The 25468-nt window shown below is 71.9% G+C and carries 17 protein-coding genes and 4 pseudogenes; 5 read left to right on the forward strand and 16 right to left on the reverse strand.

What is annotated here, in order from left to right; genetic code table 11:
* Positions 1-182 precede the first annotated feature (182 nt).
* A complete protein-coding gene (locus Sfulv_RS10215; RefSeq protein WP_173313398.1) occupies positions 183-1055 on the reverse strand; it encodes a hypothetical protein in 873 nt (290 codons plus the stop codon).
* 174 nt (positions 1056-1229) lie between these two features.
* Positions 1230-2350: pseudogene (locus Sfulv_RS10220) on the reverse strand (ROK family transcriptional regulator).
* A 56-nt stretch (positions 2351-2406) separates the two neighbouring features.
* On the opposite strand from Sfulv_RS10220, the pseudogene Sfulv_RS10225 reads away from it, so the two are divergent.
* Positions 2407-3518, forward strand: a pseudogene (locus tag Sfulv_RS10225) (Gfo/Idh/MocA family oxidoreductase).
* Positions 3515-3994 carry a heme-degrading domain-containing protein gene (locus Sfulv_RS10230; RefSeq protein WP_173313399.1) on the forward strand — a complete coding sequence of 160 codons (480 nt, stop codon included), beginning with the start codon at positions 3515-3517 and terminating at the stop codon, positions 3992-3994. The pseudogene Sfulv_RS10225 and the gene Sfulv_RS10230 overlap by 4 nt, the downstream one beginning before the upstream one ends.
* A 282-nt stretch (positions 3995-4276) precedes the next feature.
* On the opposite strand, the gene Sfulv_RS10235 is transcribed toward Sfulv_RS10230, so the two are convergent.
* The 3 genes from Sfulv_RS10235 to Sfulv_RS31155 all read right to left on the reverse strand — a co-directional run bounded on the left by Sfulv_RS10235 (position 4277) and on the right by Sfulv_RS31155 (position 6494).
* Positions 4277-5134: a fumarylacetoacetate hydrolase family protein gene (locus Sfulv_RS10235; RefSeq protein ID WP_173313400.1), complete on the reverse strand. Its 858-nt coding sequence runs from the start codon at positions 5132-5134 to the stop codon at positions 4277-4279.
* 150 nt (positions 5135-5284) lie between these two features.
* Positions 5285-6055: a YidC/Oxa1 family membrane protein insertase gene (locus tag Sfulv_RS10240; RefSeq protein ID WP_173313401.1), complete on the reverse strand. Its 771-nt coding sequence runs from the start codon at positions 6053-6055 to the stop codon at positions 5285-5287.
* A gap of 109 nt (positions 6056-6164) precedes the next feature.
* A complete protein-coding gene (locus Sfulv_RS31155) occupies positions 6165-6494 on the reverse strand; it encodes a DUF6412 domain-containing protein (RefSeq protein WP_173313402.1) in 330 nt (109 codons plus the stop codon).
* A gap of 128 nt (positions 6495-6622) precedes the next feature.
* Between Sfulv_RS31155 and Sfulv_RS10250 the strand changes: the two genes are divergently transcribed.
* A complete protein-coding gene (locus Sfulv_RS10250) occupies positions 6623-7642 on the forward strand; it encodes a LacI family DNA-binding transcriptional regulator (RefSeq protein WP_173313403.1) in 1020 nt (339 codons plus the stop codon).
* A gap of 36 nt (positions 7643-7678) precedes the next feature.
* Here Sfulv_RS10250 and Sfulv_RS10255 read toward each other — a convergent pair.
* From Sfulv_RS10255 to Sfulv_RS10270, 4 genes and pseudogenes are all read right to left on the reverse strand, one after another.
* Positions 7679-9033, reverse strand: a pseudogene (locus Sfulv_RS10255) (GH1 family beta-glucosidase).
* A 55-nt stretch (positions 9034-9088) separates the two neighbouring features.
* Positions 9089-9928, reverse strand: coding sequence for a carbohydrate ABC transporter permease (locus tag Sfulv_RS10260; protein WP_173317741.1), 840 nt, complete (start codon positions 9926-9928; stop codon positions 9089-9091).
* A gap of 28 nt (positions 9929-9956) precedes the next feature.
* Complete coding sequence (locus Sfulv_RS10265; protein ID WP_173313404.1) at positions 9957-10955, reverse strand: carbohydrate ABC transporter permease; 999 nt, start codon at positions 10953-10955, stop codon at positions 9957-9959.
* A gap of 14 nt (positions 10956-10969) precedes the next feature.
* Positions 10970-12285 (reverse strand): annotated as a pseudogene (locus tag Sfulv_RS10270) (ABC transporter substrate-binding protein).
* A 184-nt stretch (positions 12286-12469) separates the two neighbouring features.
* Here Sfulv_RS10270 and Sfulv_RS10275 point away from each other — a divergent pair.
* Positions 12470-13792, forward strand: a complete 1323-nt coding sequence (locus tag Sfulv_RS10275) for an ROK family transcriptional regulator (protein WP_173313405.1) — start codon at positions 12470-12472, stop codon at positions 13790-13792.
* Positions 13793-13867: 75 nt separating this feature from the next.
* Here Sfulv_RS10275 and Sfulv_RS10280 read toward each other — a convergent pair whose 3' ends face one another.
* The 3 genes from Sfulv_RS10280 to Sfulv_RS10290 form a co-directional block, all read right to left on the reverse strand.
* Complete coding sequence (locus Sfulv_RS10280) at positions 13868-14962, reverse strand: DUF1996 domain-containing protein (protein ID WP_173313406.1); 1095 nt, start codon at positions 14960-14962, stop codon at positions 13868-13870.
* A gap of 35 nt (positions 14963-14997) precedes the next feature.
* Positions 14998-17145 (reverse strand): discoidin domain-containing protein, encoded by a 2148-nt coding sequence (locus Sfulv_RS10285; protein ID WP_173313407.1) that lies wholly within the window; start codon positions 17143-17145, stop codon positions 14998-15000.
* A 120-nt stretch (positions 17146-17265) separates the two neighbouring features.
* The gene (locus Sfulv_RS10290) at positions 17266-19464 is read right to left on the reverse strand and encodes a discoidin domain-containing protein (protein WP_173313408.1); all 2199 of its coding nucleotides are present in this window, start codon (positions 19462-19464) and stop codon (positions 17266-17268) included.
* 582 nt (positions 19465-20046) lie between these two features.
* Between Sfulv_RS10290 and Sfulv_RS10295 the strand changes: the two genes are divergently transcribed.
* Complete coding sequence (locus Sfulv_RS10295; RefSeq protein ID WP_173313409.1) at positions 20047-21054, forward strand: SEC-C domain-containing protein; 1008 nt, start codon at positions 20047-20049, stop codon at positions 21052-21054.
* A gap of 51 nt (positions 21055-21105) precedes the next feature.
* Here the strand turns inward: Sfulv_RS10295 and Sfulv_RS30250 are convergent, their stop codons facing one another.
* From Sfulv_RS30250 to Sfulv_RS10310, 4 genes are read right to left on the reverse strand one after another with little or no spacing between them, the layout of a single operon-like run.
* Positions 21106-21306 carry a hypothetical protein gene (locus tag Sfulv_RS30250; protein ID WP_256668862.1) on the reverse strand — a complete coding sequence of 67 codons (201 nt, stop codon included), beginning with the start codon at positions 21304-21306 and terminating at the stop codon, positions 21106-21108.
* A complete protein-coding gene (locus tag Sfulv_RS10300; protein ID WP_256668863.1) occupies positions 21276-22574 on the reverse strand; it encodes an extracellular solute-binding protein in 1299 nt (432 codons plus the stop codon). The genes Sfulv_RS30250 and Sfulv_RS10300 overlap by 31 nt, the downstream gene beginning before the upstream one ends.
* Entirely contained in the window at positions 22571-24292 is a 1722-nt protein-coding gene (locus Sfulv_RS10305; protein ID WP_256668864.1) for a substrate-binding domain-containing protein, read from the reverse strand. The genes Sfulv_RS10300 and Sfulv_RS10305 overlap by 4 nt, the downstream gene beginning before the upstream one ends.
* Positions 24286-25467: a caspase family protein gene (locus Sfulv_RS10310; protein ID WP_173313411.1), complete on the reverse strand. Its 1182-nt coding sequence runs from the start codon at positions 25465-25467 to the stop codon at positions 24286-24288. Before Sfulv_RS10310 ends, Sfulv_RS10305 begins: the two co-directional genes overlap by 7 nt.
* Between the last annotated feature and the right edge of the window lies 1 nt (position 25468).

Raw genomic sequence — 25468 nt, forward strand, 5'->3', positions numbered from 1 at the left:
TGCAGCGCCGACGTCCCCGATTTTAGGTGGCTGGTGCGACCGGCTGGAACTCGTGGGTCACGAGGGGCTGATCCTGACGTCGTCGACCGCCCGGTGGGTACGCCGGGGTGACGGGCGTCGAGTCGTCCGTGCGGCTCCGGAACCCGTCGGTGGCGGGATACGGGGCTGACACGCGGACACCCCTAGTCCTGTTCGCGGCGCGCGCGGTCCGCGCGGGTCACGACGGCTGCTCCGCCGATGATCAGCACTCCGGTGGCGAAGCCGAGCGGGAGCACCGGGTCCTGGCCGGTGCGGGCCAGTTCGGGGAGGGGGTTGCCGGCGGCGTCGCGGGGGGTCGTGCCGGTGCCGGGCTCGCTGTCCGGGTCGGCCGTCGCGCCCGCGCCGCCGTCGACGATGACGAAGGGGTAGGCGCCGGACTCCCCCACCCACTCGCCGTCGCCGGCGCCCTCGCCGCCCTTGTGCCGGTGGACGACGGCGGCGCTGACGGTGACCTCGCCGGGCGCGGTGCCGGAGGTGAAGGCCATCCGGACCTGGACGGTGACGGTACGTCCGGCGGGGACGGTGAACCCGGCGAAGTCCTCGTCCTCCGCCCCTCCTCCGAAGACGCCGATCTGCTCGTCCCGGTCCGTGGTCTCCCAGCTGACGCGGTACTCCGCGTCGGGGTCGGCGCGCCCGGTCCGTGCGGAGAACTCCAGCTGGATCTGGTCGGCGGCGAGCCTCCGGTCCTGGTCGGTGAGGACCAGGACCGGGTGGACGGCGCGGCACGGCTCGGAGGTGGTGTTGGTGAGGTCGAGGTACCAGACCCCGTAGCCGCCGCCGGAGGCGTACGTACCGGGGCCACCGTGGATGCGGGTCTCGATGGGGAACTCGGCGGCGTCCGGGTCGCCGCAGCCGGGTTGCCGGCCGGCGTCGCTGACGGTGGGGGCGGTGGCGCCCGCGGGGGGCGCTCCGACCAGGAGCACGGCTGCCGCGGCGATGCCTGCCGCGGGGCCGAGTGTTCCGAGGGTGATGAGGGCACGGCCGTCACGCGGCCGGGCGGGGGGCTTGGGGGGCATAGGGGGTCACCCTTCGCTGCTCGCGTACGGCCGGGCGGGGCGGGGCTCCGGCGACGCTGCCACGGGCGCGGGGGTGAAGGGCGCCGACACGCGGGGACGGTCACCCGTCCGGCCGGGAGCGCCCGGACGAGCCGGGAGGCTGCCGCCCCGCAGGTACACGGGCGCCCGGCCGCCTCACACCGCCCCCCGCAGCGCCCCCGTCCCGTTCACCCGGCCGAAGACCGGGGCCAGCACCAGCTGGGCCGCTCCCTCCGCGACCGGGCGGTCACCGCCGCCCGCCACGGTGACCGGGGTCGCGCGGCCCGTGCCCCCGCGGCGGGCCCGGTCCTCGATCACCGCGCGTACGCCCCGTACGTACGCCTCCTCGTCCGCCGCCACGATCCGCCCGCCCAGCACGACCCGGTCGATGTCGAGCAGCCCCACCAGATTCGCCGCACCCGCCCCAGCACCCGCACCGCCTCCGCCACGTCGCCGCGCGCCACCGCGGCCAGGCACAGGGCCTCGACGCAGCCCCGGCCCCCGCACTCGCAGGGCGGCCCGTCCAGCTGAAGCGTCTGGTGACCGAACTCCCCCGCTCCCGTACGCGCCCCCCGGTGCAGCTCGCCGCCGAGCACCAGCCCCGCGCCCAGCCCGGTCCCCAGGTGGAGGTAGGCGAAGTCGCTGCCGCCCGGCTCCCGCAGGGCCAGCCCGAGTGCCGCCGCGTTCGTGTCCTTGTCGAGGACCACCGGCAGCCCGGTCCGCCCGGCCAGCGCGTCCCGCAGCGGAAAGCCGTCCCACTGCGGGAAGCCGGTCACCCGGTGCAGCACCCCGCCCCGGTGGTCCAGCGGGCCCGGCATGGCGACACCCAGCCCGAAGACCGGCCGTCCGCCCCGGACCGCCTCGGCGGCCGCCGCCGCGTCCGCCACCACCAGGTCCGCCGGAGCGCCGAGGTCGAGGGGCGAGGTCCGGGCGGCCACCGGGGTGCCCGCGAGGTCGACCAGGACGGCCGTCAGCTCGTCGCGGTCCAGGTGGAGCCCCACCGCGTACCCCGCGTCCGGAACCAGTCGCAGCACCGTACGCGGCTTGCCCCCGGTCGAAGCCCGGTGCCCCGCCTCCGCCGCCAGCCCCTCCGCCCGCAGCCGTGTGGTGATCTTGCTGACCGCCTGCGGGGTGAGCCCTGTGCGTTCCGCCAGCTCCAGCCTGCTGATCCCGCGCTCGCCCGCCACACGCAGCAGGTCCAGCACGAGCGCGGCGTTATGGTGGCGCAGTGTCGGGAGGTTGGCTCCGCCGCCGCTCCTGGTATTGCTTCTGTTCACGACCCCATTGTCCCCGCCGCTTGCACTTTGGCAACAGCGTTGCTTAAGTGGCGGGCATGACTGGGAACCCCAACGCCCCCCTCCGGGTGGCACTCGTCGGCTACGGCCTGGCCGGCTCCGTCTTCCACGCCCCGCTGATCGCCGCCACCGAGGGCCTCACCCTGGACACGGTCGTCACGTCGAACGAGGAGCGGCGGGCTCAGGCCCGCGCCGAGTTCCCCGGCGTACGGTTCGCCGCCTCGCCCGACGAGCTCTGGCCGCGCGCGGACGAGCTCGACCTGATCGTGATCGCCTCCCCAACAAGACCCACGTCGGACTCGCGAAGGCCGCCGTCGAGGCCGGTCTGCCGGTGATCGTGGACAAGCCGATCGCGGGCACCGCCGCCGAGGCGCGGGAGCTCGCCGCGCTCGCCGACGAGCGCGGTCTGCTGCTCTCGGTCTTCCAGAACCGCCGCTGGGACAACGACTTCCTCACCCTCACCCGCCTGATCGCCGACGGCGCGCTCGGCGACGTACAGCGCTTCGAGTCCCGGTTCGAGCGGTGGCGTCCGCAGACCAAGGGCGGCTGGCGCGAGTCCGGCGACCCGCTGGAGATCGGCGGGCTCCTGTACGACCTGGGCAGCCATGTCGTCGACCAGGCGCTCACCCTGTTCGGCCCGGCCGTACAGGTGTACGCGGAGAGCGACGTACGCCGCCCGGGCGCCTCGGCCGACGACGACACCTTCATCGCGATCACACACGCGAACGGGGTGCGCTCGCACCTCTACGTCAGCGCCACCACGGCGCAGCTCGGCCCCCGCTTCCGGGTGCTCGGTTCCGCGGCCGGTTACGTGAAGTACGGCCTGGACCCGCAGGAGGCAGCGCTGCGCGACGGGCTGCGCCCCGTCGCAGGAGAGCCCTGGGGCGAGGAGCCGCAGGAGCTGTGGGGCCGCGTCGGCGCCGGCGAGTCGCCCCTGACCGACGGCGGCGCCCCGGTCCGCTCGCTCCCCGGCGACTACCCCGCCTACTACGCGGCGGTGACCGCCGCCCTGCGCGGCACCGGCGAGAACCCGGTGACCGCCCTCCAGGCCGCGGCGGCCCTGGACGTCCTGGAGGCCGCCCGCCGCTCGGCGCGCGAGGGCACATCCGTGACCCTTCTCCCCCACCCCACCGAGGAGCACTCCGCATGAGCCCCACCGCTCCGACCGTTTCCGAGCTCATCGCCCAGGAGCGCAGCCTGACGCTGCCGCACTTCGGCTACGACGACGCCTACGCGCTCGGCACTCTCCTCGTCAGGCTGGCGCGCGCCCGGCACGCCCCGGTCGCGATCGACATCCGGCGCGGCGCGCAGCAGTTGTTCCACGCGGCGCTGCCCGGCTCGACCGCGGACAACGACGCGTGGATCGACCGCAAGCGCCGGGTGGTGGAGCGGTACGCGGAGAGTTCGTACCTGGTCGGCACCCGCTTCCGGGCGAAGGGAACCACGTTCGAGGAGTCCTCGCGCCTGGACCCGGACGTCTACGCGGCTCACGGCGGCTCGTTCCCGATCGCGGTCGAGGGCGCGGGCGTCATCGGCTCGGTCACGGTCTCCGGGCTGCCGCAGGCCGAGGACCACGCGCTGGTCGTCGAGGCACTGGAGCAGTTCGCCACCGAGCTGACCGGCTGACCGGCAGCGGGCGGGGCCGACCGGGCCGGCGGGTGCCGGATGGAAGACGATCACCTGTCGGAAGGGCAGCACGACGGGGTGCCGGCCTCGCGAGAGCTGACGGGTCGGCCCCGCCGGAATCCATAGTGTTGCATGGTGATGGTTGTTGCAAGTAACTCGCAATAACGGCCCGGGCCGGGAAGCCTGTGTGCTTCCCGGCCCGCCCGCCGGTGTACGGAGGACGCGAGCCCTCCGGCCCTTCCACGGTCCGCAGGAGCTGTCAGGCGCCCCGCGGGACAGCGGTCAGGCGTCCTTCAGTTCCTGCCGCTGCCGTCCGAGCCCCTCGACCTCCAGCTCGACGACGTCGCCCGCCCTGAGATACGGCTTGGGCTCGGGCTGCCCCATGGCCACCCCGGCCGGTGTACCGGTGTTGATGACATCGCCCGGGTACAGCGTCATGAAGTGGCTGAGGTAGCGGACGACCTCCCCCACCGGGAAGATCTGGTCGGCGGTGCTGCCGTCCTGCTTCAGCTCGCCGTTGACCCAGAGCCTCAGGGACAGGGCCTGCGGGTCGGGCACCTCGTCGGCGGTCACCAGCCAGGGGCCCAGCGGGTTGAACGTCTCGCAGTTCTTGCCCTTGTCCCAGGTGCCGCCGCGCTCGATCTGGAACTCGCGCTCGGAGACGTCGTGCGCCGTGGCGTAGCCGGCCACGTGGGCGAGCCCCTCCTCGGCGGAGTCCAGGTAGCGGGCGGTCCGCCCGATGACGACCGCGAGCTCGACCTCCCAGTCGGTCTTGCGGGAACCGCGCGGCACCAGCACGGTGTCCTGGGGCCCCACGACGGTGTCCGGTGCCTTGAAGAACAGGATCGGCTCCGAGGGGATCGCCGCGCCGGCCTCGGTGGCGTGGTCGTGGTAGTTCAGCCCGATGCACACGATCTTGCCGATCCGGGCGAGCGGCGGCCCCACCCGCACGCCGTCCGCGGCCAGCTCGGGCAGTTCGCCCGCCTCGGCCGCGGACCGTATCCGGGCGAGCGCCGACGCGTCCGCCAGCAGCCCGCCGTCGACGTCGCCGACGAGGCCCGACAGGTCACGCAGGGTTCCGTCCTGGTCGAGCAGAGCGGGACGCTCCGCGCCCGCCGTACCGACTCGAAGCAGCTTCAACGGTCCATCTCCCAAGGTCGAGATCGAGCCCGTCGGTGGTTGCGGCCATCGAATGGGCTTGGCCGATCCTCCAAGACGGCGGATCACCTGGCAAGACCCCGTTCACGCACTGGACCCGCCTGCCCCCCTCCTCCGCCATCCCCGCCCGCCTCACACCGCGGCGGTGACGGGGGTGCCCGGTGCCGTCAGGTCGCGGTACAGGCAGGCCCGCTCGATCGCGGTCCAGGTGGTGCTGGTCACCACGTAGAGAGCGGCGGCGAGCGGTACGAAGGCCACGGTGAAGAGCGTCATGAAGGACATCAGCGGCATCAGTCCCGTGATCGCGTCCATGCCGGGGACCGGCCGGCCGTCGGGGCCCGTGGCGGGGGTCATCGGGTGGGCGGCCATCTGACGCTTCGTATGCCCGTAGCTGAAGGTGGCGACGGCGGCGACGATCACGAAGAGCGCCAGGTGGACGAGGCCCTGCGCCCCGAAGGCGCCGCCCTCGCCTGCCAGGTCGTACCAGCGGGTGCCGAGGGGGGTCTCGAAGAGCCGGTGGCCGAGCAGGGCGTTGGGCTCGCCGCCGATCCGCGCGCTGGAGAAGAGGTGGTACAGCAGGAAGAAGGCGGGGGCCTGGAGAAGGCTCGGCAGGCATCCGGAGAGCGGGGAGACCTTCTCGGCGGCGTGCAGTTCCGCGAGCGCCTTCCGCATCCGCTCGGGGTTCCTCGCGTGCTTCTCGCGCACCGCGGCGATCTTGGGCTGGAGCCTGGTCCGCGCCTTCTGGCCCCGGGCGGCCGCCCGCGACAGGGGATGTACGGCGAGCCGTACGAGGGCGGTGAACAGGACGATCGCGGCGGCGGTGGACGCCGTGTGGAAGAGCGGCTGGAGCAGGTCGGCGAGCGAGCCGACCAGGCTCGCGAAGGCGGACATGAAAGCGGACATGGGTGAGCCCTCCGGGGGTCTCGTCGTGCCGGGAGTACGTACTCGGCGGGACGGCCCACGCGGGGTGCACAGGTGGTGCTGGTGCGGCATTCCTGCTGCGGTGAAGCCCCTACGCGGCCGTCAGGAGGGCGCGGCCGGGTGCGCGGGGCCGGGTGCGGCCCCGTGCGTCGGGGTCCCGCTGGGGCAGGAACGCGGTGCGCTTCTCCCGGTCGCGGATGGCTGTGCGGACCCGGGTGCGGGGCACGGGGACGGCGCAGCGCGCGCTGATGACGGCGCAGACCAGCAGAGCGGAACCGGCTGCGGCGGTCGCGGCGAGCGCGACCGCGGCGGAGAGGCCGCCGCCCTCGGCGAGGAGGACCGCGGTGAGGAGGAGCACGATCGGACCGAGGGGGCGCAGCAGCCGGGCGAAGGAGCCACGGAGACGGTTCGCGTCGCGCATCGGCCCCTCCTCCGCCACGGTCACCACGGTCACGGTCCTGCGGAGCGCGCGTACACGCGTTCGCCCCTCAGGCCGTTATACACGATGCCCGGGCGGGGTCCGGGCGGAAGGCGTTTAAGGTTCAGGCCATGAGCAGACGGGGCCCGACGCTCGAAGACGTGGCGCGGGAGGCGGGGGTGTCCCGGGCGACGGTGTCGCGGGTCGTGAACGGGGTACGCAACGTCGACCCCGGCATCCAGGATCTGGTACGCCATGCGATCGACCGCACGGGGTACGCGCCCAACCGGGCGGCCAGGTCCCTGGTGACCCGGCGCGCCGGCACCGTGGCGCTCGTCGTCTCCGGCGCGGGGGACGCGTTCGCCGCCAGGGTCTTCGCCGACCCCTTCTTCGGCCGGGTCGTCAGCGGCGCCCTCGGATACCTGAGGGGCCGGGGCATCCACCCCGTGCTGATGTTCGCCGAGTCGGAGCAGGCCAGGGACCAGGCGGTCGACTATCTGCGCCAGGGCGGCGCGGACGGCGCGCTGGTGGTCTCCATCCAGTCCGCCGATCCCCTGCCGGAGCTGCTGACCGCCGCCGGGGTCCCCACCGTCCTGTTCACCCGTCCCGACCGGTCGGAACAGGTCAGCTACGTCGACCTGGACCACTACACCGGTGCGCGGCTGGCAGCCGAGCACCTGCTGGCCAGGGGGTGCCGCCGGATCGCCACGATCCGCGCGCCCCTGGACATCTCGGCCGCCCGCGAGCGGCTCGGCGGGTTCCGCGACACCCTGGCACGGGCCGGCCAGCACCACCCGCCGGTCGTCGAGGGCACGTTCACCCTCGACAGCGGCGCGGTGGCGATGGCCCGGCTGCTGGCGGAGCACCCCGGGGTCGACGGGGTGTTCGCGGCCAACGACCTGATGGCCCAGGGCGCCTGCCAGGTCCTGCGGGAACAGGGCAGGCGCATCCCCGGGGACGTGGCCGTCATCGGCTTCGACGACTCGGGCATCGCCGTGACGTGCCGGCCGCCGCTGACCACCGTGCGCCAGCCGGTCGAGCGGATGGCGGCGACCATGGCGCGGCTCCTCGAGGAGCAGGTGCGGGGCGTGCGCACCGAGCCCACGTCCATGGTCTTCACCCCCGAGCTGATCGTCCGCGAGTCCGCCTGACCCCGGCGGCCGGGCCCGGCCGGGCGCCCGGCCGCGTCAGCCGTGCGCCTGCCGGTGGGCGGCGATGATCTCGGCGTACCGGTGGCCGCTGCTCTTGATGGTGCGGGTCTGTGTCGGGTAGTCGACGTGGATGAGGCCGAAGCGCGGCTCGTAGCCGTACGCCCACTCGAAGTTGTCCAGCAGCGACCAGGCGTAGTACCCGGCCAGCGGCGCTCCCTTGCGGACCGCGCGGGCGCAGGCGGCCACGTGCTGCTCCAGGTAGCCGGTCCTCTCCGGGTCGTGGACGGAGCCGTCGGCGTTCCGGCTGTCCGGGAAGGCGGAGCCGTTCTCGGTGACGTAGATCCGGCCGACCCCGTAGTCGTCGGTGAGGCGCATCAGCAGCGCCTCCAGGCCGTCCGCGTCGATCTGCCAGTCCAGTCCGGTGCGCGGCACGTCCGGCAGGCGGATCTCCCGGGCGTACGGGGCGGGCCCCTGCGGGTCGTCGGTGACGGTCGCCGGGAAGTAGTAGTTGAGACCGTGCCAGTCGAGGGGCGCGGCGATCGTGTCGAGGTCGCCGGGGCGCTCGGGCAGCTCGACCCCGTACACCTCGCGCATGTCGGCGGGGAAGCCCCTGCCGTACACCGGGTCGAGCCACCAGCGGTTGATGTGCCCGTCCAGGCGGGCGGCCGCCGCGATGTCCTCGGAGCGGGTGGAGGCGGCGGCCACCGTCGAGTGGTTGGTGACGAGGCCGATCTGCGCGCCGGGGGCCGCCGCGCGGATCGCCTGGGTGGCGAGGCCGTGGGCGAGCAGCAGGTGGTAGGAGGCCCGTACGGCGGTCGTGAGGTCGGTGATGCCCGGGGCCATCCGGCCTTCGAGGTGGCCGATCCAGGCGGAGCAGAGCGGCTCGTTCAGGGTGGCCCACTGGGTGACCCGGTCACCGAGGCGTCCGGCGACGACGGAGGCGTACGCGGCGAAGTGCTCGGCCGTTTCGCGTTCCGCCCAGCCGCCCCGGTCCTGGAGCGCCTGGGGAAGGTCCCAGTGGTAGGCGGTGACCGAGGGGGTGATGCCGGCGTCGAGGAGTCCGTCGACGAGGCGGTCGTAGAAGTCGAGTCCGGCGTCGTTGACCGGACCGTCGCCGCCGGGGAGGACCCGGGGCCAGGCGAGGGAGAGGCGGTAGGTGTCGGTGCCGAGCCGCTTCATCAGCGCGATGTCCTCGGGCCACCGGTGGTAGTGGTCGCAGGCGTCGTCACCGTGGTCACCGTTGTCGGTCTTCCCGGGGGTGTGGGAGAACGTGTCCCAGATGGAGGGGCCCCGGCCGTCCGCCGTGACGGCGCCCTCGATCTGGTAGGCGGAGGTGGCGGTACCCCAGGCGAAGTCGCGGGGAAGGCGGCAAGGTCGATGGATGCGGACACAGGGGACCTCTCTGGGTTGTCCGTGGGTGGGAGGCAGGGTCGGGGACCGCTGCGGCTACTTGACGGCGCCGGCGGTCAGGCCGGTGACGAGGTAGCGCTGGAGGAGGAGGAAACCGGCGACCACGGGCACGCTCACGACGAGGGAGGCGGCCATGATCTGGTTCCAGTACACGTCGTTCTGGGTGGAGTAGCCCTGGAGGCCGACGGCGAGTGTCCGGGTGGACTCGTTGGTCATGACGGACGCGAAGAGCACTTCGCCCCAGGCGGTCATGAACGCGTAGACGGCGACGGCGACTATGCCGGGGATCGCGGCGGGCACGATGACCCGGAACAGCGCCCCGAGCGGTCCGCAGCCGTCGACCTTGGCCGCCTCGTCGAGATCCCGGGGTACGGAGTCGAAGTACCCGATCAGCATCCAGATGGAGAACGGCAGCGAGAAGGTCAGGTAGGTGAGGATGAGCCCGGCCCGCGAGCCGAAGAGCGCGATGCCGGTGGCGTTGCCGATGTTGACGTAGATGAGGAAGAGCGGCAGCAGGAAGAGGATGCCGGGGAACATCTGGGTGGACAGCACCGTCACGGTGAAGACGCGCTTGCCGCGGAATTCGTACCGGCTGACGGCGTAGGCCGCGAAGACGGCGATGACCACGGATAGGACCGTCGCGGAACCGGCCACGATCAGCGAGTTGAGGAAGTAGTCGGCGAGCGGGACGGTCTCCCAGATGTCGAAGTAGGGACGGATGGTGAGCCCCGAGGGAATCCACTGGAACTTCCCCGAGACGTCCTGGAGCGGCTTGAGCGAGCTGGAGACCATCACGAAGACCGGCAGCACCACGAACACCGTGAGCAGCGAGAGGAAGATCCGCCGGCTCCACAGGAACGACTGCGGCGGGGCCATGGGTGAGCGCGGCTGCGGCGCGGAGTGGCTAGACATCGGTGGCCTTCCTTCCCCGTGAGGTGAAGAGGAGGTAGAGCCCCGTGACGACCAGCAGGAACAGGAGCAGCAGGACCGACATGGCGGAGCCCGTACCGAAGTTCCAGGTCTGGAACGAGGACTGGTAGATGTGGATGGAGATCAGGTCCGCGGACTCGGGCGCCGACTTGCCGAAGAGCACGAACGGCGTGTTGAAGTCGTTGAACGTCCACAGGAACAGGACGAGGACCAGGACCTGGTTGACCGGGCGCAGCGAGGGGAGCGTGATGCGGCGGATCTGCTGCCAGACGCCGGCCCCGTCGAGCGCGGCGGCCTCGTAGATCTCCCGGGGGATGTTCTGGAGCCCGGCCATCATGATGAGGAAGGCGAAGGGCCAGCCCTTCCACACCGCCACGACGAGCAGGGTGATGAAGCTGTTCTCGCCGATCAGCCAGAACGGCGGGCTGTCGGTGAGCCCGAGCTGGTCGTGGATCACGTGGTTGACCAGGCCGTTGTCCCGCTGGAACATGAACGCCCAGGTGATGACCGCCGCGTAGACGGGCAGCGCGTAGGGCACGAGGAACAGGGTGCGCAGGAAGCCCCGGCCGCGGAAGTTCTCCTGCATGAAGATCGCGGCGGCCGTGCCGATGAACCAGCACAGGGCCACCGAGGCGACGGTGAAGATGCAGGTGGTGACGAAGGACTTGAGGAGCGCCTGGCCCACGGGGGCGTCGAAGTCGACCGCGAGGGCGTAGTTGTCCAGACCGGCCCAGGGGGCTGTGGTCCAGTCGCGCAGGTAGAACTGGGTGAGTTCCCTGAAGCTGACCACGATGCCGATGATCATCGGCACCAGGTGGACGAGGAGTTCCAGCAGGACGGCGGGGAGCAGCAGCAGGTAGGGCAGGCTGATACGGCGCAGCCGCCCGGAGCGGCGCTTGCGGGGCGCCGCTCCGGGGTTGTCCTTCGGTGCTGTCCGCGCGCCCGTGTGGTCGGGGGCTGCGGTGGTGGTCATGGTGGTGTCCGCACTCACTTCTTGGGCATCTGCTGCTGGGCCTTGTCGAGCTTGGACTTGACCGACGCCTCGGTCACCGGGCGTCCGGCGGCGGCGTCGGCGAAGAGCTCCTTGACCGCGGTGCCGACGACGGTCTCGAACTGCGACTCCTCGGGGACCTGGGGCAGGGCGGCGGCGCTGGTGGCGAGGGTCTCCCTGAGGACCGCGAGGGCCGGGCCGTTGAACGCGGGGTCCTCCTGCGCGGCCTTGACCGGCGGGATGGAGCCGTACGCCTTGTTGAGGACCTTCTGCTCCTCGTCACTGGTCATGAACTTCACGAACTTCGTGGCGCCGTCGATGTTCTTGGTGTTCTTGAAGACGGCCATGTTGATGCCGGCCACCATGGAGTTGGTGCCGGTCCCCTCGCCCGGGGCGCCGGACTGCACCGGGGCGGGCGCGACCCCCACTCGTCCTCGTTCATGCCCTGGGACTTGAAGGTGGCGGACGCGGTCTGCCACAGGACCATCGCGGTCTTGTCGGTGGCGAAGTCGCTGAGGGACTGGTTCTGCGCGTACTCGGCGTTGCCGGGCGCGATGATCTTGTCCTTGGCCATCAGGTCGACGTACTGCTTGACGGCGGCGACGGCCCCGTCGGAGGTGAAGTCCGCCTTGCCGTCGGGGGTGAAGAAGTCGGCGCCGTGCTGTTTGCCGAGCACGAAGACCTGGTGGATGTTGTTGGAGAGGTTCGACCCCTCGGCGCCCAGGCCCCACTTGCCGTCCTTGGACAGCTTCTTGCCGGCGGCGGCGACCTCGTCCCAGGTGGCCGGCGGCTTGGTGATGCCGGCCTCCGCGAACATCTTCTTGTTGTAGTAGAGGGCGTACGCCATGGAGTAGAGCGGCACGGCCGAGGGGTCCTGGCCCTGGACGCCGGTCGAGCCGAGCGCCGACTCGACGAAGCGGTCCTTGCCGCCGATCTTGTCGAAGTTCTTCGCGTCCCACGGCAGCAGCGCGCCGCTGGCCTGGAGCGAGGCCGTCCAGGTGTTGCCGATGTTGAGGACGTCCGGGCCCTGGCCGGAGGTGGTCGCGGTGAGGATGCGGTTGAGCAGGTCGCCCCAGGGGACCACCTCCAGCTTCACCTTGATGCCGGTCTCCTTCTCGAACTTGTCGAGTTCCGGCTGAAGGACCTTCTTGTCGACTTCGAGGCTGGCACCCTGGTTGGAGGCCCAGTAGGTGAGGGTCTTCGGCTTCTCGTTGGAGCCCTCGGTACCGGACGATCCGCCACCACAGGCGGCCGCGGTGAGAACCAGTGAGAGGGTGACGGCACCGACGGCCGCGGCTCGGCTTCTGCGCATGTCGACAGGGGCCTTTCAGGAGGTGAGTGGCATCGGAGGGGAGATGGGCCGGAGCAGCGTCCCGCGTTCGGACCTCGAAGGCCCCTACGACTTAATTTAGGATGTGAGTTAAACCTCAAGCGAAGGTCGCGTCAAGGGCCTCGGCGCCTGTAGGTTGCGGGCAGGAACTTCAAAAGGGGGCAAGGTGAAGGTGCGCAGTGGCCGTACGGTGCGTGACCTGCGGCGGGAAAACCGCACCGCCGTTCTGCAACGGTTGTATTTCGACGGGCCCCTGAGCCGCTTCTCGCTCGGACCCGCCACCGGCCTCAGCTCCGGCTCGGTCAGCAACGTGGTGGCGGAGCTGGTCGCGGAAGGGCTCGTGGAGGAGGCCGGAAGCGTCGACTCCGGCGGCGGGCGCCCGCGCATCCTGGTGCGCATCAGCCCCCGCTGCGGTTACATGATCGGCGTCGACGTCGGGGAGACCCGCGTGCGCATCGAACTCTTCGACCTCGCCCTCACCGAGCTCGCCCGGGTCGAGAAACCCCTGACCGGCGACCGCGTCGGCCGCAACACCCGCTACGACGTCGGTGTCGTCGTCGGCCACCTCCTCGACGGCATCGCCGAGGTCCTGGACCGGGCAGGCATCCCTCCCGACCGGCTGCTCGGGGTCGGCATCGGGGTGCCCGGCATCGTCGCGCGGACCCCCGACGACGGGGCCGTGGTGCACGGCCAGACCATCGGCTGGGACGCCGTACCGCTGGAGCGGCTGCTGCGCGAGTCCGGGGTGCTGCCCGAGACCGTGCCGTACTACATCGACAACGGCGCCAAGACGCTCGGCCAGGCCGAGATGTGGTTCGGGGCCGGCCGCGGGGCGCAGAGCGCGGTGGTCGTGCTCTTCGGCTCCGGCGTCGGCGCCTGCGTGGTCTCCGACTCCATGCGTCCGGGCCGGGCCGTGGAGTGGGGGCACCTGACGGTACGGGTCCGCGGACGCCGTTGCCGTTGCGGAGCCCAGGGCTGTCTGGAGGCGTACGCGGGAGCCGAGGCGCTCCTCCAGCGCTGGGCCGAGGCGGGCGGGTGCCCGCCCGAGGGCGCCGACGAGGAGACGGCACTGACCGCGATGCTCGCCGCCGCCTATCCCCGCGGGGACGGGAAGGGCACGGTGCCCGAGGCGGACGCCACGGCGCTGGCCGTGCTGGACGAGACCGCCGAGTACCTCGGCGCGGGCTTCTCCGACCTCATCAACCTCTTCCAGCCCGAGCGCATCCTGGTGGGCGGCTGGGCGGGGCTCCAGCTCGGCGCGCGCTTCCTGGAGTCCGTACGCACGTACGCCACCTCCTACGCCCTGTCCTACCCGGCCTCCCACGTGCGCATCGACCTCGGCACCCTGGGACCGGACGCCGTCACCGTCGGCGCGGCGATCCTGCCGCTCGCCGACTTCTTCGCGCGCGGCGGCCGTGCGCGGGAGACCGGCCCGGAGGAGCCTGCCCCCGCCTGGCGGGCGACCCTCCAGCAGCGGGCGGCCCACTGACGGCGAGAGCCGCCCCCTCCCGCGGTGGCGAGGGGACGGCCGGGCACGGACCGCCCGTATCGGATCAGCTCGTGATCAGGGCAGCCGGTACTCCGAGTTCAGTACCGCGCCCTTCTGCGGCTGGTTCTGGTCGTAACCGCGCGGGTCGCACTGGAGGCCGCCCACGATGCAGTGGTCGACCATGGCCTTGAGGGTGCGCTCCTCCCAGGCGTTGAAGAAGTCGTAGTGGAAGGAGTAGCCGCGTCCGCTGGCCAGGCGGACCTGGCTCATGTCGCCGTTGACCGGCCACGCCATCTTGAACTCGACCATCGGCAGGGCGACCGGGTGGGAGGCCGGGCACATGTTGTCGTTGGTCCCCGGCCTGACGACCGGGTAGCTCATGTGGCTCTGGTGGTCGGGTGTGTCGAGGTACCTGCCGTCCCAGCAGCTGGGCGCCTGCATGCGCAGGTTGAGCTGCACGTCGGGCCGGCTCGGACAGCTCGCCGGGATGTCGGTGTTGAAGAAGCTGTCACCGCACTCCCAGCCCTCGACGAAGCCCTTGTGGGCGCGGAACTGCTGGGCGGTCTGCATGGGGTTGCCGACGACGAACCGCAGGCCCTTGGGGAAGGGCCGCACGCTGGTGTAGTCGGTGACGCCCGCCTTGTAGTAGATGACCTGCGGCCCCACGGGCAGGATCTTCTGCTCGCCCTTGTACAGCGAGGGCATCCAGTACGCGGAGGCGTCGGCCGGCGCCTTGCAGGTGGTGGCACCGCCGTAGAGCGAGCCGGTGGTGCTGTTCGCGTTCGTCGACCTGTTCCCCATGAACGTGTGGTCGTGGGACTTCCCCGCCTGGCCCGGGTAGACGATCGGGTCGTCCGGTGCGGTGTGCGTGACCTCGCAGTTGGCCTGGAACTCGTGGAAGTAGGCGCGCGGAGGGGTCGCCGTGGACGGTGTCACCCCGGTGACCTGCGGCACGGCCGGTATGTAGCCGTCCCCGTCGAGGTCGTCACCCGATGCCTGGGTGGACAGCGCCATGGTGTGCCCGGTGTGCGCCGCGGCCGTCGCGGTCGTACGCGGTCCCGTGGCACTACCCGGATCGGCGGCGGTCGCGATCGTGCCGACGCCCAGGACACTCACGACGAGCGCGGTGCCGAGAAGAAGTGCGGGAAGCCGTCTGCTGCGTAATCCCATGGAGGTTCTCCTGCCTTTCGGTCGGGTCGGTGCGGTCAGCTGTAGACACCGAACTCGTGGAGGGAATAGCCCCAGCCGGTACCGCGAGCGGTCAGCTGGAGGCGCACATGGCGGGCGGTCGCGGAGACGTCGAGGGTGTCGATGTCACCGTTGCCGGTGGTCGTCTGGTAAACGGAGCGCCAGGTGGTGCCGTCGTCCGACACCTGCACCTCGTAGGACTTGGCGTAGGCGGGGTCCCAGACCAGCTGGAGCTTGCGGAAGGACGTACGGGCGCCGAGGTCGACCTGGAGCCACTGCGGGTCGCTCCAGTCGCTGGCCCAGCGGGTGTCGGTGCTGCCGTCCGTCGCCCGGGCGGGCGGGCACGGGCAGTCGCCGTACGCGGCCTGGTGGGACGAGGCCGTGGTGGGCTTGTTCAGGGCGAGGTTGGTGCCGGTGACGGGCGGTGCGACGACCTTGACCGACTTCGTCTCGATGCCGGCGTTGCCGCGTCCGTCCTCGGCCTGGATGTACACCTTCCAGACGCCGAGCTTCTCCGGCGCCGTCACGGCGAAGGTGCCGTTGCCCGTCGACCTCCACTGCGCCTCGACGAGCCGCTTGTCGCCACTGGCGTAGTTGCCGCTCAGGTAGATCTTGTTCACGACCGGGTCGCCCTCGGGGTCCCGGATGTCGGCGCGCACGGTGAACTCCCCGCCCGCCGGGGCGGCGGAGGCCGGGCTGACCGTCATGTTCGTGATGACCGGCGGAGTGTTGTCACCGGCCGTCGAGCCCGCGTACGCCTTCTTCACGGCGTAGTACGACAGCCGCTTCAGCCCGTTGGGCACGAGGTTGAACCAGACCCCGCCGAAGTCGTGCTCGGTCCCGTAGTGGAAGAGCGTGGCGCCCAGGGCGACACCCTGGTGTCCGGTGACGCAGTCCCACGCCTTGGTGTATCCGGCGGCCTTCTGCACGTCGGTCGGCTCGTCGGGCACACCGTTCGCGTCGTCGGGCACCTCCCACTCACCGGCCGGTCCGGCCTCGGTGATCAGGTAGGGCTTGGTGTAGCCGCCCTCGACCCAGTCCTGCTCCACTCCGCAGATGTCGCCGTAGGCGTTCATCGAGTAGAGGTCGAGGTCCGGGGCGTTGCGCTTGTAGTACGGCCAGGCGCCGGTCCAGGCGTCGGTCGAGGTGACCGGGTGGTCCGGGTCGATCGTGTGGATCTTCTTCGCGACGTCGTTGACGAAGGTGGTGTACGCGTTGCGCTGCGCTTCGAGCTCCGTACCGCTGTAGCAGTTCTGGAGGCCGAGTACCGACTCGTTGCCGACGTTCCACATGAGGGTGGCGGGGTGGCTGCGGTAGGTCTCCACCCACTTGGAGATGTCGGTGAGCATGGTGTTCTTGTACGCCGTGTCGGTGACGTAGTTCGCGCAGCCGCCGCTGCCGGGGCCGCCGCCGGGCTGGAGCCAGAAGCCGTTGACGACCCGCAGGCCGTTCGCCGCGGCCGAGTCGAGGAGCGGCTTGGTGCCGGCGTCCGTGCCCCAGGTACGGATGGTGTTGACGCCCATCGACCGCACGTCGGGGAGGTACTTGGGGGCGTCGGCGATGGCGGGACCCCAGGTGAGGCCCTTGACCGTGTAGGGGGTGCCGCCGACCGTGAGCTGCCAGTTCCCCTGGGAGCCGGTCACGCGCACGGCGCCGGTGGGCGGCGGGGGCGTGCCCTCGCTGCCGTAGACCTGGAACTCCCACAGGGAGTAGCCGTAACCGCTGGCGCGGGTGGTGCCGAGCATCCGGACGTAACGGCCCGAGCCGGTGAGGGCGAGGTCGTCGGTGGCGCCGTCCGAGTCGGTGACCTTCTTGGCGGTGGTCCAGTCGGTGCCGTTGTCCGAGACCTGGATCTCGTACGCCTTGCCGTAGGCACCTTCCCAGCTGAGCACGGCCCGGCTGAGGTTGTACTTCTTGCCCAGGTCGATCCGTATCCACTGGGGGTCGGACCACTGGCTGGCCCAGCGGGTGCCGGTGAGGTTGCCGTCCACGGCGAGGGCGGCGGAGTAGCCGTCGCCCTCCGACGAGGATGCGGTGGCGGTCTTGCCCTGGGACAGGAGGGCGTCGGCGGCGCGGGCCTCGGTCGGCTGGGCCACGACGCTCAGGGAGGTGGCGAGCAGGGCGGCCACGGTGAGGGTGAGAGCTGGTCTGCGCAGGGAGAGCATGGCGGCTCCAGTGAGGGTGGGGGCGGGGGTGGCCGCCGCCGGAAAGGGCGGCGGCCACCCCGGGGGGATCAGCGGCGCGGGCACGGCCCGCGCCACCGGTATCACGTCATCGGGCAGGGATCAGGGGAAGGAGACGACGTTGGACGGCACGGTCGTGGTGCCGGCCGGGACCGTCGAAGCCCCTGTGTTGTTGATGACGTGGTTGTAGTGGCCCATCCCGCCGAGGGAGACGACGAGCAGGCTGTGGAACTTCACGCCGGGCTTGACCGGGGCCTTGAAGCCGTGGTCCTGCCTGATGCTGGGATCGACGTTGTAGTTGCAGTAGCTGCCCATGCCCCAGCCCTCGTGGACGTTCACCGAGTCGTCGACCCGGTAGGCCGCGAACCCCTTGGTGTCGCCGTTCTGGATGGCGGCCTGGTTGGGCGCGTCGTACGCCTTCTCGTTCTGGTAGAAGATCGTCCGGCCGCGCTCGCCGTACCACTCGACGTCGTACTTGTTGAAGTGCTCGACGAACAGGCCGGTGGCCAGCACGTCGTCGCCGTACACGCGGACCCCGTAGTCGGCCCGGTTGGTCTCCCAGCCGACGCCGTCACCGTGGTCGGCGCGCCACACCCAGGTGTGGTCGATGATCACGTCGTCGCTGTGGACGGCGATGGAGGTGGTGGCCTTGCCCGCGTGCGCTCCGCCGATGCGGACGTAGACGTCCTGGACGGTGGTGGGGTTGGCGGCGTGGTCCGCGGAGGAGTTCTGCGCGCCGATCTCCAGCAGGGTCGGGGAGTTGACCGTGCCGGCGTCGATCAGGAAGCCGGCGAGCCTGACGCCGTCGACGTCGGCGACCTTCATCGCGGTGACGCCGTTGTCGGGGATGACCGTCGCCAGGCCGAGGCCGAGGACGACCGTGCCGGCGCGGTTGACGTTGATCGTCCGGTCGAGGTGGTAGACGCCGGGGGTGAAGAGCAGGTGCAGGCCCTGGGCCAGCGCCTGGTTGATGGTGGCGGCGGTGGCGCCGGCCTTGACGACGTAGAACTTGTCCAGGCCGATCGAGGTGCCCTGCGGGGTGCCGCTCCAGGAGACGCCGCGGGCGTTGTCCCGCTTCGCCGGGACGAAGACCTTGTAGGTGCTGCCGTCCAGGTAGAGGAACGGCTTCTCACGGGAGATCGGGGTGGTCTGGAGCGTGGTGTACGGCGGGTTCGGGAAACCGGTCGCCGGAGCGCCCTCGACGCCGGAGAACGTCTGGTTCCAGACGCCGTTGGACCAGCCGCCGATCGCGCTGTCACGGGTGTACCACTGCTGCTGCGAGTAGTTGCCGATCTGGCCGTCGACCTTGGAGTCGGCGATGTAGCCGCCCGAGGCCCAGCCGTAGCCGTTCGGCGCGAGGTTGAGTCCGCCCTTGACGTGCATGCGGCGGAAGGACGCGGCCTGCGAGACGGCCCAGCGGTTGGTGCCGTTGACCGGGTTGAGGGCCAGGTTCTCGGCGGAGCGCCAGAAGTTCTGCGTGGCGTTGCCGTTGAACCAGCCTGCGTCGACGGTCACGTCACCGTTGATGGTGGTGTCGCCGGGCTTGAGGCCGAGACCGGAGATCGATGTGTAGAAGCCGATCTGGGCGTTCAGGTTGTTGTAGGTGCCGGGCTTGAAGAGGAACTGGTGCCGGCCGGCGCCGAACTGCGCCGCCTCCTGCTCCTTGAACACCTGGTCCAGCTTGGTCTGGATGCCGGGGGTCGACGGGTCGAAGACGTGCACGTTGGGGCCGAGGTCACCGCCGCCGGGCAGCTGCGGACCGTCGCCGCCGGTCTCGCCGTAGACCTTGAACTCCCAGAGCGAGTAACCGTACGGGGTGGCGCGGGCGGTGCCGTTCATCCGGACGTAGCGGGCCTCGCCGGAGATGTTGACGGTGTCCGTGCCACCGTCGCCGGTGGTGGTCTGGAAGGCCGTCGACCAGTCGGTGCCGTTGGTCGAGAGCTCGATGCGGTAGCCCTTGCCGTACGCCGCCTCCCAGTCCATGACGACCTGGCTGACCTGGGTGGTCGCGCCGAGGTCGACGCGGAGCCACTGCGGGTCCGAGTGGGCGCTGGACCAGCGGGTCGCACTGTTGCCGTCGACGGCGGACGCGGCGAGGGTGCCGTAGTTCTCCTCGCTGGACGCCGTCACCGGCTTGCCCTGCGACAGCAGGACGGGCGCGGCCTGGGCGGCGGATGCGGGGAGCAGGACGAGCAGGGTGCCGACCAGGGCGCCGATGACGGTTCCCGCGATGCCGCGGCGGGCGGCTGCCGAGGTTGTTCTCAGAGGTGGTGCGGACACACGTATGCCAGGTGCGGGCATGGGGGGTCTCCTTGGAACAAAGCTGGATGGGAGAGCGCTCTCCGGAACCTTGCCCGCCCCGGATCGCACGGTCAATAACCCCGACCAGACTTTTCTTTCGTCTTTCATTAAGACGCAACACTGGGGTGGGACACTCGCGCGCCGGACGGATCGGGCTGCCGCCGGGGACCTGCCTGGTCATCGGGGGGCGCTCCAACGGGGCCGCGCGCGGCGGAGGTTCGGCGCGGTCCGCGCGAGAGGGGTACGTCGTTCGGGTGCCGGGAACGACGGAGGGTGGGTATGACGGGCGGCGGGGTATGACGGGGTGACAGGTGGTACGGCGTGGCGGGAGGCGGCGTGGCGAGGTGACGGGCGCCCTGGGGGCGACGGTGCGGCCGGGGGGCGACGGCACGGACCAGGGACGGCCGCACGGACCGGATGGACAGCACGGCACGGACCGGTCCGTGGATGCGCGGGCGGCGGCGTACGCCTGGTCCTCGCGCGGCCGGCAGGCGCATCCCCGTCACCCACGGACATGTGTCGTCACCCACGCCGTCCGCCGGCTCTCTCGCCAAGCACCCGTACGGCAGTACCGTGTGGTCCATGCGCCCCGACACGCCTGCCGACCACATCACCGAAGCCGAGCGCCTGCTGCGCACCGCGGCGCAGTACCCCGAGGACCACGAACCGCTGTTCCTCCAGGCCGCGGCCCATCTGGAACTGGCCGGTGACCGCGCTCGCGCCACCGGCCTCTACGACGCACTGCTCAGCGCGCCCCCCACCGAGACCGGCAACCCGTACCTGGTCAAGGCCCTCAAGGCGGCCAACCTGTGGGAGTACGGCCACGAGGCGGAGGCCCGCGCGATCATCGACGGCATCCGCGTCGCGGGCCCCCTCCAGGCGGCCCCGTGGGAGATCGTCGCCGGGACCCTCGAAGCCCACGACGAGCTGGAGGCGGCCCACGACTTCCTCCAGACCGCCCTGACCCTGCTCCTGGCGCCGGGCGAGGAGGTCCCGTACGCCACCCAGTCCCTGCTGACCGCCCGGCACCGCGTACGCAGGCTGATGGGTCACGACCACGACGCCTGGGACGAGCTGGCCGACGCCCTCAGCACGGCGAACGTCCCGCTCGACGAGCTCCACGACCCGAAGCGCCTGTGGTCCCTGGGCTCATCGGACCCGGGCGAGCTGAAGGCCGAGATCACCCGGCTCCGCGCCGAACTGGGCACCTACCGGGCCGCCTTGTCGCGTCCGTTCCCGGTGGCCGTCCTGCACTGGCCGGAAGCGGAGCTGACCGAGCTGCTGGGCGCCTACCCGGACCTGGCCGACGAGTACCCCTCCCCTGCCGAGCACCTGGCCCGCCTGGAGACCGCACTGCGCGACCTGCACGCCGGGGGTACGCCGAACCTGGGCATCGTCGCGGGCACGGTTCCCTCGTACGAGGCGTTCGCCGCCTCGGAGGCCGCTTCCCCGGCCGATCCGGACCTCCTCCCCCAGTACGCCACCACGCTCGCCGCCCGGGGCCGCGCGATCCCGTGGCCCCCGGCGCGCAGCGCGGCGTGCTGGTGCGGATCGCAGCGGGCGTACCGGACGTGCCACGGAGCCGCCTGACCCGTCCCCGTGAGCTGTCCGGCCGCGTGCGCTGGGCGGCCGCGTGCGGCGTCACTTCCCTTCGAAGGCGTCCCGCAGGTCGCGGTGGAGCCTGGCGGCCACCGCTGCGCTGTCCGGCGACTCGGCGGCCAGCAGCGCGTGCACGTGTGACTGCAACACCTGGGTGAACGCCCCGTAGTACGGCGTGCGGGGGCGCTGCACCGCCTCGTTCAGCGCCCGGCTCAGGGTCTGGGTGTACGCGGCCCGCGCCAACGCCCCCTGGTCGTCCGCGCCGCCCTCCCCCGCCGGGGCGGGCGGCGTGGGCGACGGACCGCCGGTGGCCGGGGCGCCCCCTGGGCGGGGCGGAGCGTGGCGGCGACACGGGGCCAGCAGCGCCTTGAACTGCTGTTGTACACGGAGGCCCGGGTCGCGGCGAAGCCCGCGTCGAGGAGGCACTGCTCGCTCTCCTGCGAGGTGAGGAACTCGATGAGGGCGCGGGCGTTCCCGGCGCGCGGGGAATCGGATGCGACGGCGAGGTTCTGCCCGCCCAGCACCGAGGTGCCGGGCAGCCGGTTCACGGAGTACGCGTCGGGCGGCAGCAGGGTCCGCAACGCCCCGTACACGTACGGCCAGTGGCGCAGGAAGGCGACGCGTCCGGCCGCGAAGTCGGCCAGCGTCGCCGTCTCGTCCGAGGAGACCGCGCTGGGCAGGATGCGCTCGTGGTGGGTGCGCGCCAGGAGCTCGTCGAGGCCCTTCTTGAGCTCCGCCTCGCTCGCCGTGTAGCTGCCGTCCTCGTCGGCGAGCTCGACCCCCGCCGTGGCGAACGCCTCCACGGCGTTGACGGTGAGTCCTTCGTACTGCTTGAGCTGCGTGGTCCAGCCCGCCTGGTCCTCCCCCCGTCGCGGACTGAGCGCGAGGGTCTTGATGGAGGCGTTGAGGTCGCGCCAGGTCCAGTTGACGGTGGGCTGGCGACTGGGCTGGATTCCGGCGTCCTCCAGCACGTCGGGGCGGTAGAAGAGCAGGCCCACGTCGGTGTTGAAGGGCCGCGCGTAGGAACGGCCCTTCCAGAGGGTGGTCCGGTGGACCCGGTTGATGAAGTCGCGGTCGACCGGCTCGTCGGCGGGCACCGGACGGATCAGGCCCGCCTCGGCGAACTCGGGAATCCAGGTGATGTCGAGGTTGACCACGTCGTATCCGGCGCTCCCGGACTGCAACGCGCCGAGCAGCTGGCTGCGCTGCTGGTCGGCGCCGCCAGGCAGCTCGACGAGCTTGGCCTGCTCGGCCTCGGAGCCGGCGTGCCGCCGGTTCCACTCCTCTATGAGCTGCTGCCGCACCCCGCCGGACCCGGTGACGTCGAGCCCGCTGGCGACGACGATCGGCCCCCGGTCGGACGCTCCGGCGTCCTTGCCCGGCGGGGCCGTACCGCCGGGCCCACCCGAGCAGGCGGCCGAGACGAGGGCGAACAGACAGCCGAGCGCGGCGGCGGGCAGGGCCCGCCCTCGCGTACCCGTGTTCCCCCGAACTCTCCCGCTCCGGCTCATTCCGCGTCCCCCGTACCCGTCTTGGCGACTTCGGCGGTCAGCTCGGTCTCCATGTCGTCCGCCAGGTCCAGACAGCGCCCGCCGGTCGCCGCCGTGAGCGCCGCGTTGAGCCGGCCCGACGTACAGCCGCTGCTGCGCAACGACACCACCACGACCCGTACCGGTGGTGCGCGTTCGGCGAGGGCGACCAGGTCCGCCAGCTCCTTCTTCGTGAGGTCCCTGGAGTCCTCGTCATCGGTGACCAGGACGAGGAGCCTCGGCGGATCTTCCCCGGCCGGCCCGTCGCGCAGCGTGGCGAACCCCTCGCGGAGGCCGCCCACGACGCGGGCGTCGACATCGGCGGTACGGGCCCCGGCCACCGCCTTCTGCGCGGCGGCGCGGCCGTGCCGCCCGAACGGCACCACATCCGCGCCCTTCCTGGAGGCGATCGACCACACTCCGTAGGTGTCCCCTGCGCCCAGCGAGCCCATCGACCGGGTGACCAGCTCCTTGGCCCGCCCCGGGCCCTCCCAGACCCGCTTGTCCGCCATCGACGTCGAGTTGTCCAGGAGATACAGCACCCGCCCGGGGCCGAGCGCCTGCCGGTAGCGGCGCAGGGTGGCGCTGAGCGAGGCGGCCGTGGCCTTGCTGCCGGTCGTCGGCGGGATCGAGCGGAGAACAGCGGAGCCGTTCGGTCCCGACCTGAGCGGCGAGGTCTCGGCAGGCGGTACGGGCTCGCCGTCCCTGACCCCGCGGAAACCGTCCTGGACGAAGAACTCCTGCGCCTGCGGGTCGTTGGCCAGCCACTCGTGGAAGCGCGTCACCTCACGGTCGCGCGCCTTGGCGTCGCGGCCCGCGTCCTCCCAGGTGACCCGGAGGAAGGGCAGATCCAGCACCGGCACGTCGGAGGGGTAGTAGGCGGCGCGGCCCTCCAGCGTGTCCGTCGCGCAGGCGGGGCGGCCCAGATGGGCGGGCAGCTGGTTGAACTGGGCCATGGTCTGTTCCGGTACGAGCACCGCCGCACCGTCCTCCAGCCGGTTGCGGGAGCCGTCGGCCAGCGCGCACATCAGCTCGCGGGCGGTACCGGGCATCGGCCGCAGCGCCTGCGCCATGCTCTGTTCGAGGGCCGATGCCGCCCCGGCCCCCGATGAGCCGTACAGGGCCTCGGTGGCCAGCAGCGCCCCGTCGGTGCCTTCGGGGTCCGGCCGTAGGACCGAGACGGAACGGCCGGGCCGCTGGGCGTCGCGGAGTGCGGCGACGATCGCGCCGAGCGGATATCCGGTCTTCGCGGCTTCCGCCATGGGCACGGAGAGCGGCACGGCCAGGACCATGGGCGTGAAGGCGACGGACCCCAGGGACTTCAGGCTCACCACCCGCTCGCCCGCCTCCCCTTCCGCACCGCCCTCGCCCTTCGCCCCCGCACCGGCCGAGGAAGCGGGGACACTCGCCCCGTCCTTGGCCTGCCCGTCGTCCATCACCCGGCGCCAGGCGCTTCCCGCTGCCGGAATCCAGATGTCGGGCTGCGCGCCCACATCACGCTGGGGCCGCAGGCAGTCCCCGCTCGCGGGACAGGTGGCGGGCGGGTCCTGCCAGAGGGACGAGGACCGCAGGGCGGCCACCGCGTCGGTGGCCTTGGCGTCGTAGGTGGTGATGCCGACCGCCCGGCAGCCGTCGCCGCGCTCCATATAGGCGTCGGCGGCCTTCTTGACGGTGGACCGCAGATCGGGATCGGTCAGCACCCGGAGTTCCATGGCGGGCGGGCAGTCCCCGGACGCCCCGCCCGGCAGCCCCCGGACATCAAGACCGCGACCCCGGCGGCGACGACGGCGCCCAGGAGACCGAGCGCCGTCATGCGTGCGCGCCGCGACCGTGGGCCACGGGGTACGGACCCGGGGGCCGGGCGGTGGAGCGACGGCGCGCGGCGGCGTACGGGCTGGTGGGACGACGACGCCCGGCGGCGTACACGGTGTACGAGGCCGAGGAGCCCCGGCCGTAACCACCGCCGCCCCACCACGGAAGGCCGCCGCACCACACCCTGCGCACCTACAGGCTCCCCCGTAGGCCGGGGCTCGCGCTCTCCCTCTGCCGGAAGGGCCCCGCTGCCCCCGCCCCCCGGGACGGCGAGCAGTACGTCGTCCCCGTGACGCCGCTCCTCCGGAATCCACCGGTGTCCGTCGACGGCTTTGAGGGGGGCCATCGCCTCCCGTATCTCGGTGACGAGCCGAGTGAAGGTGGCCGGCTGCCCGGCGCCCGCGCGCCGGGTCAGCAGCCGGTGGAGGCGGACCGTGAACTCCGTGCCGGCCGAGGGATCACCGGGAGGGATCTCCACACCGGGCTCCGCCGCCGTGAGCAGGGCGAAGTTCTGCCCCACGGCAGGGTTGAACGCCTGCAGGGCGTTGCCGGCGAAACAGCAGTCGAGGATCGCCACGACCCAGTCGGCGCGGGCCTTGGAGAGCTCCGGCATCACGTCGTCGCGCCAGGACAGCGTGTCCACGAAGGGGTGCTGCCGGTCCCGGGTCACCCGCGAGGAGGTGAAGAGCAGATGCAGATCGCTGCCGTCGGGGCGCACGATGCCGTGTCCCGCGAAGTAAACGATCAGCAGCCCGTCGACCTCGTCCCGCGCGGCGCGCAGGGCGGCGCGCACCTGAAGCGGATCGACGGCACCGGTTTTCCCGGCACCCTCACTCTCGCCCTTGCCCTTACCCTCGCCCTCGCCCTCGCCGGGGATGAGGACGAGATCCGCGGGGTCGAGCACCCCGGTGCCCTCGGCGGTCAGCGCCTCGGCCACCAGCCGGAGGTTGTGGCGGACGGCGGGCAGGTCGTTACGTCCACCGGTGTAGGGGGCGACGCCGACGATCACGGCACGGTGCCGCTTGCCCCTGCCCTCCTCGCCGCGCGCGCTGTACGGCGGCACG

The organism is Streptomyces fulvorobeus (genome assembly GCF_013167895.1).
In the GTDB taxonomy this organism is placed as follows: Bacteria; Actinomycetota; Actinomycetes; order Streptomycetales; family Streptomycetaceae; genus Streptomyces; species Streptomyces fulvorobeus.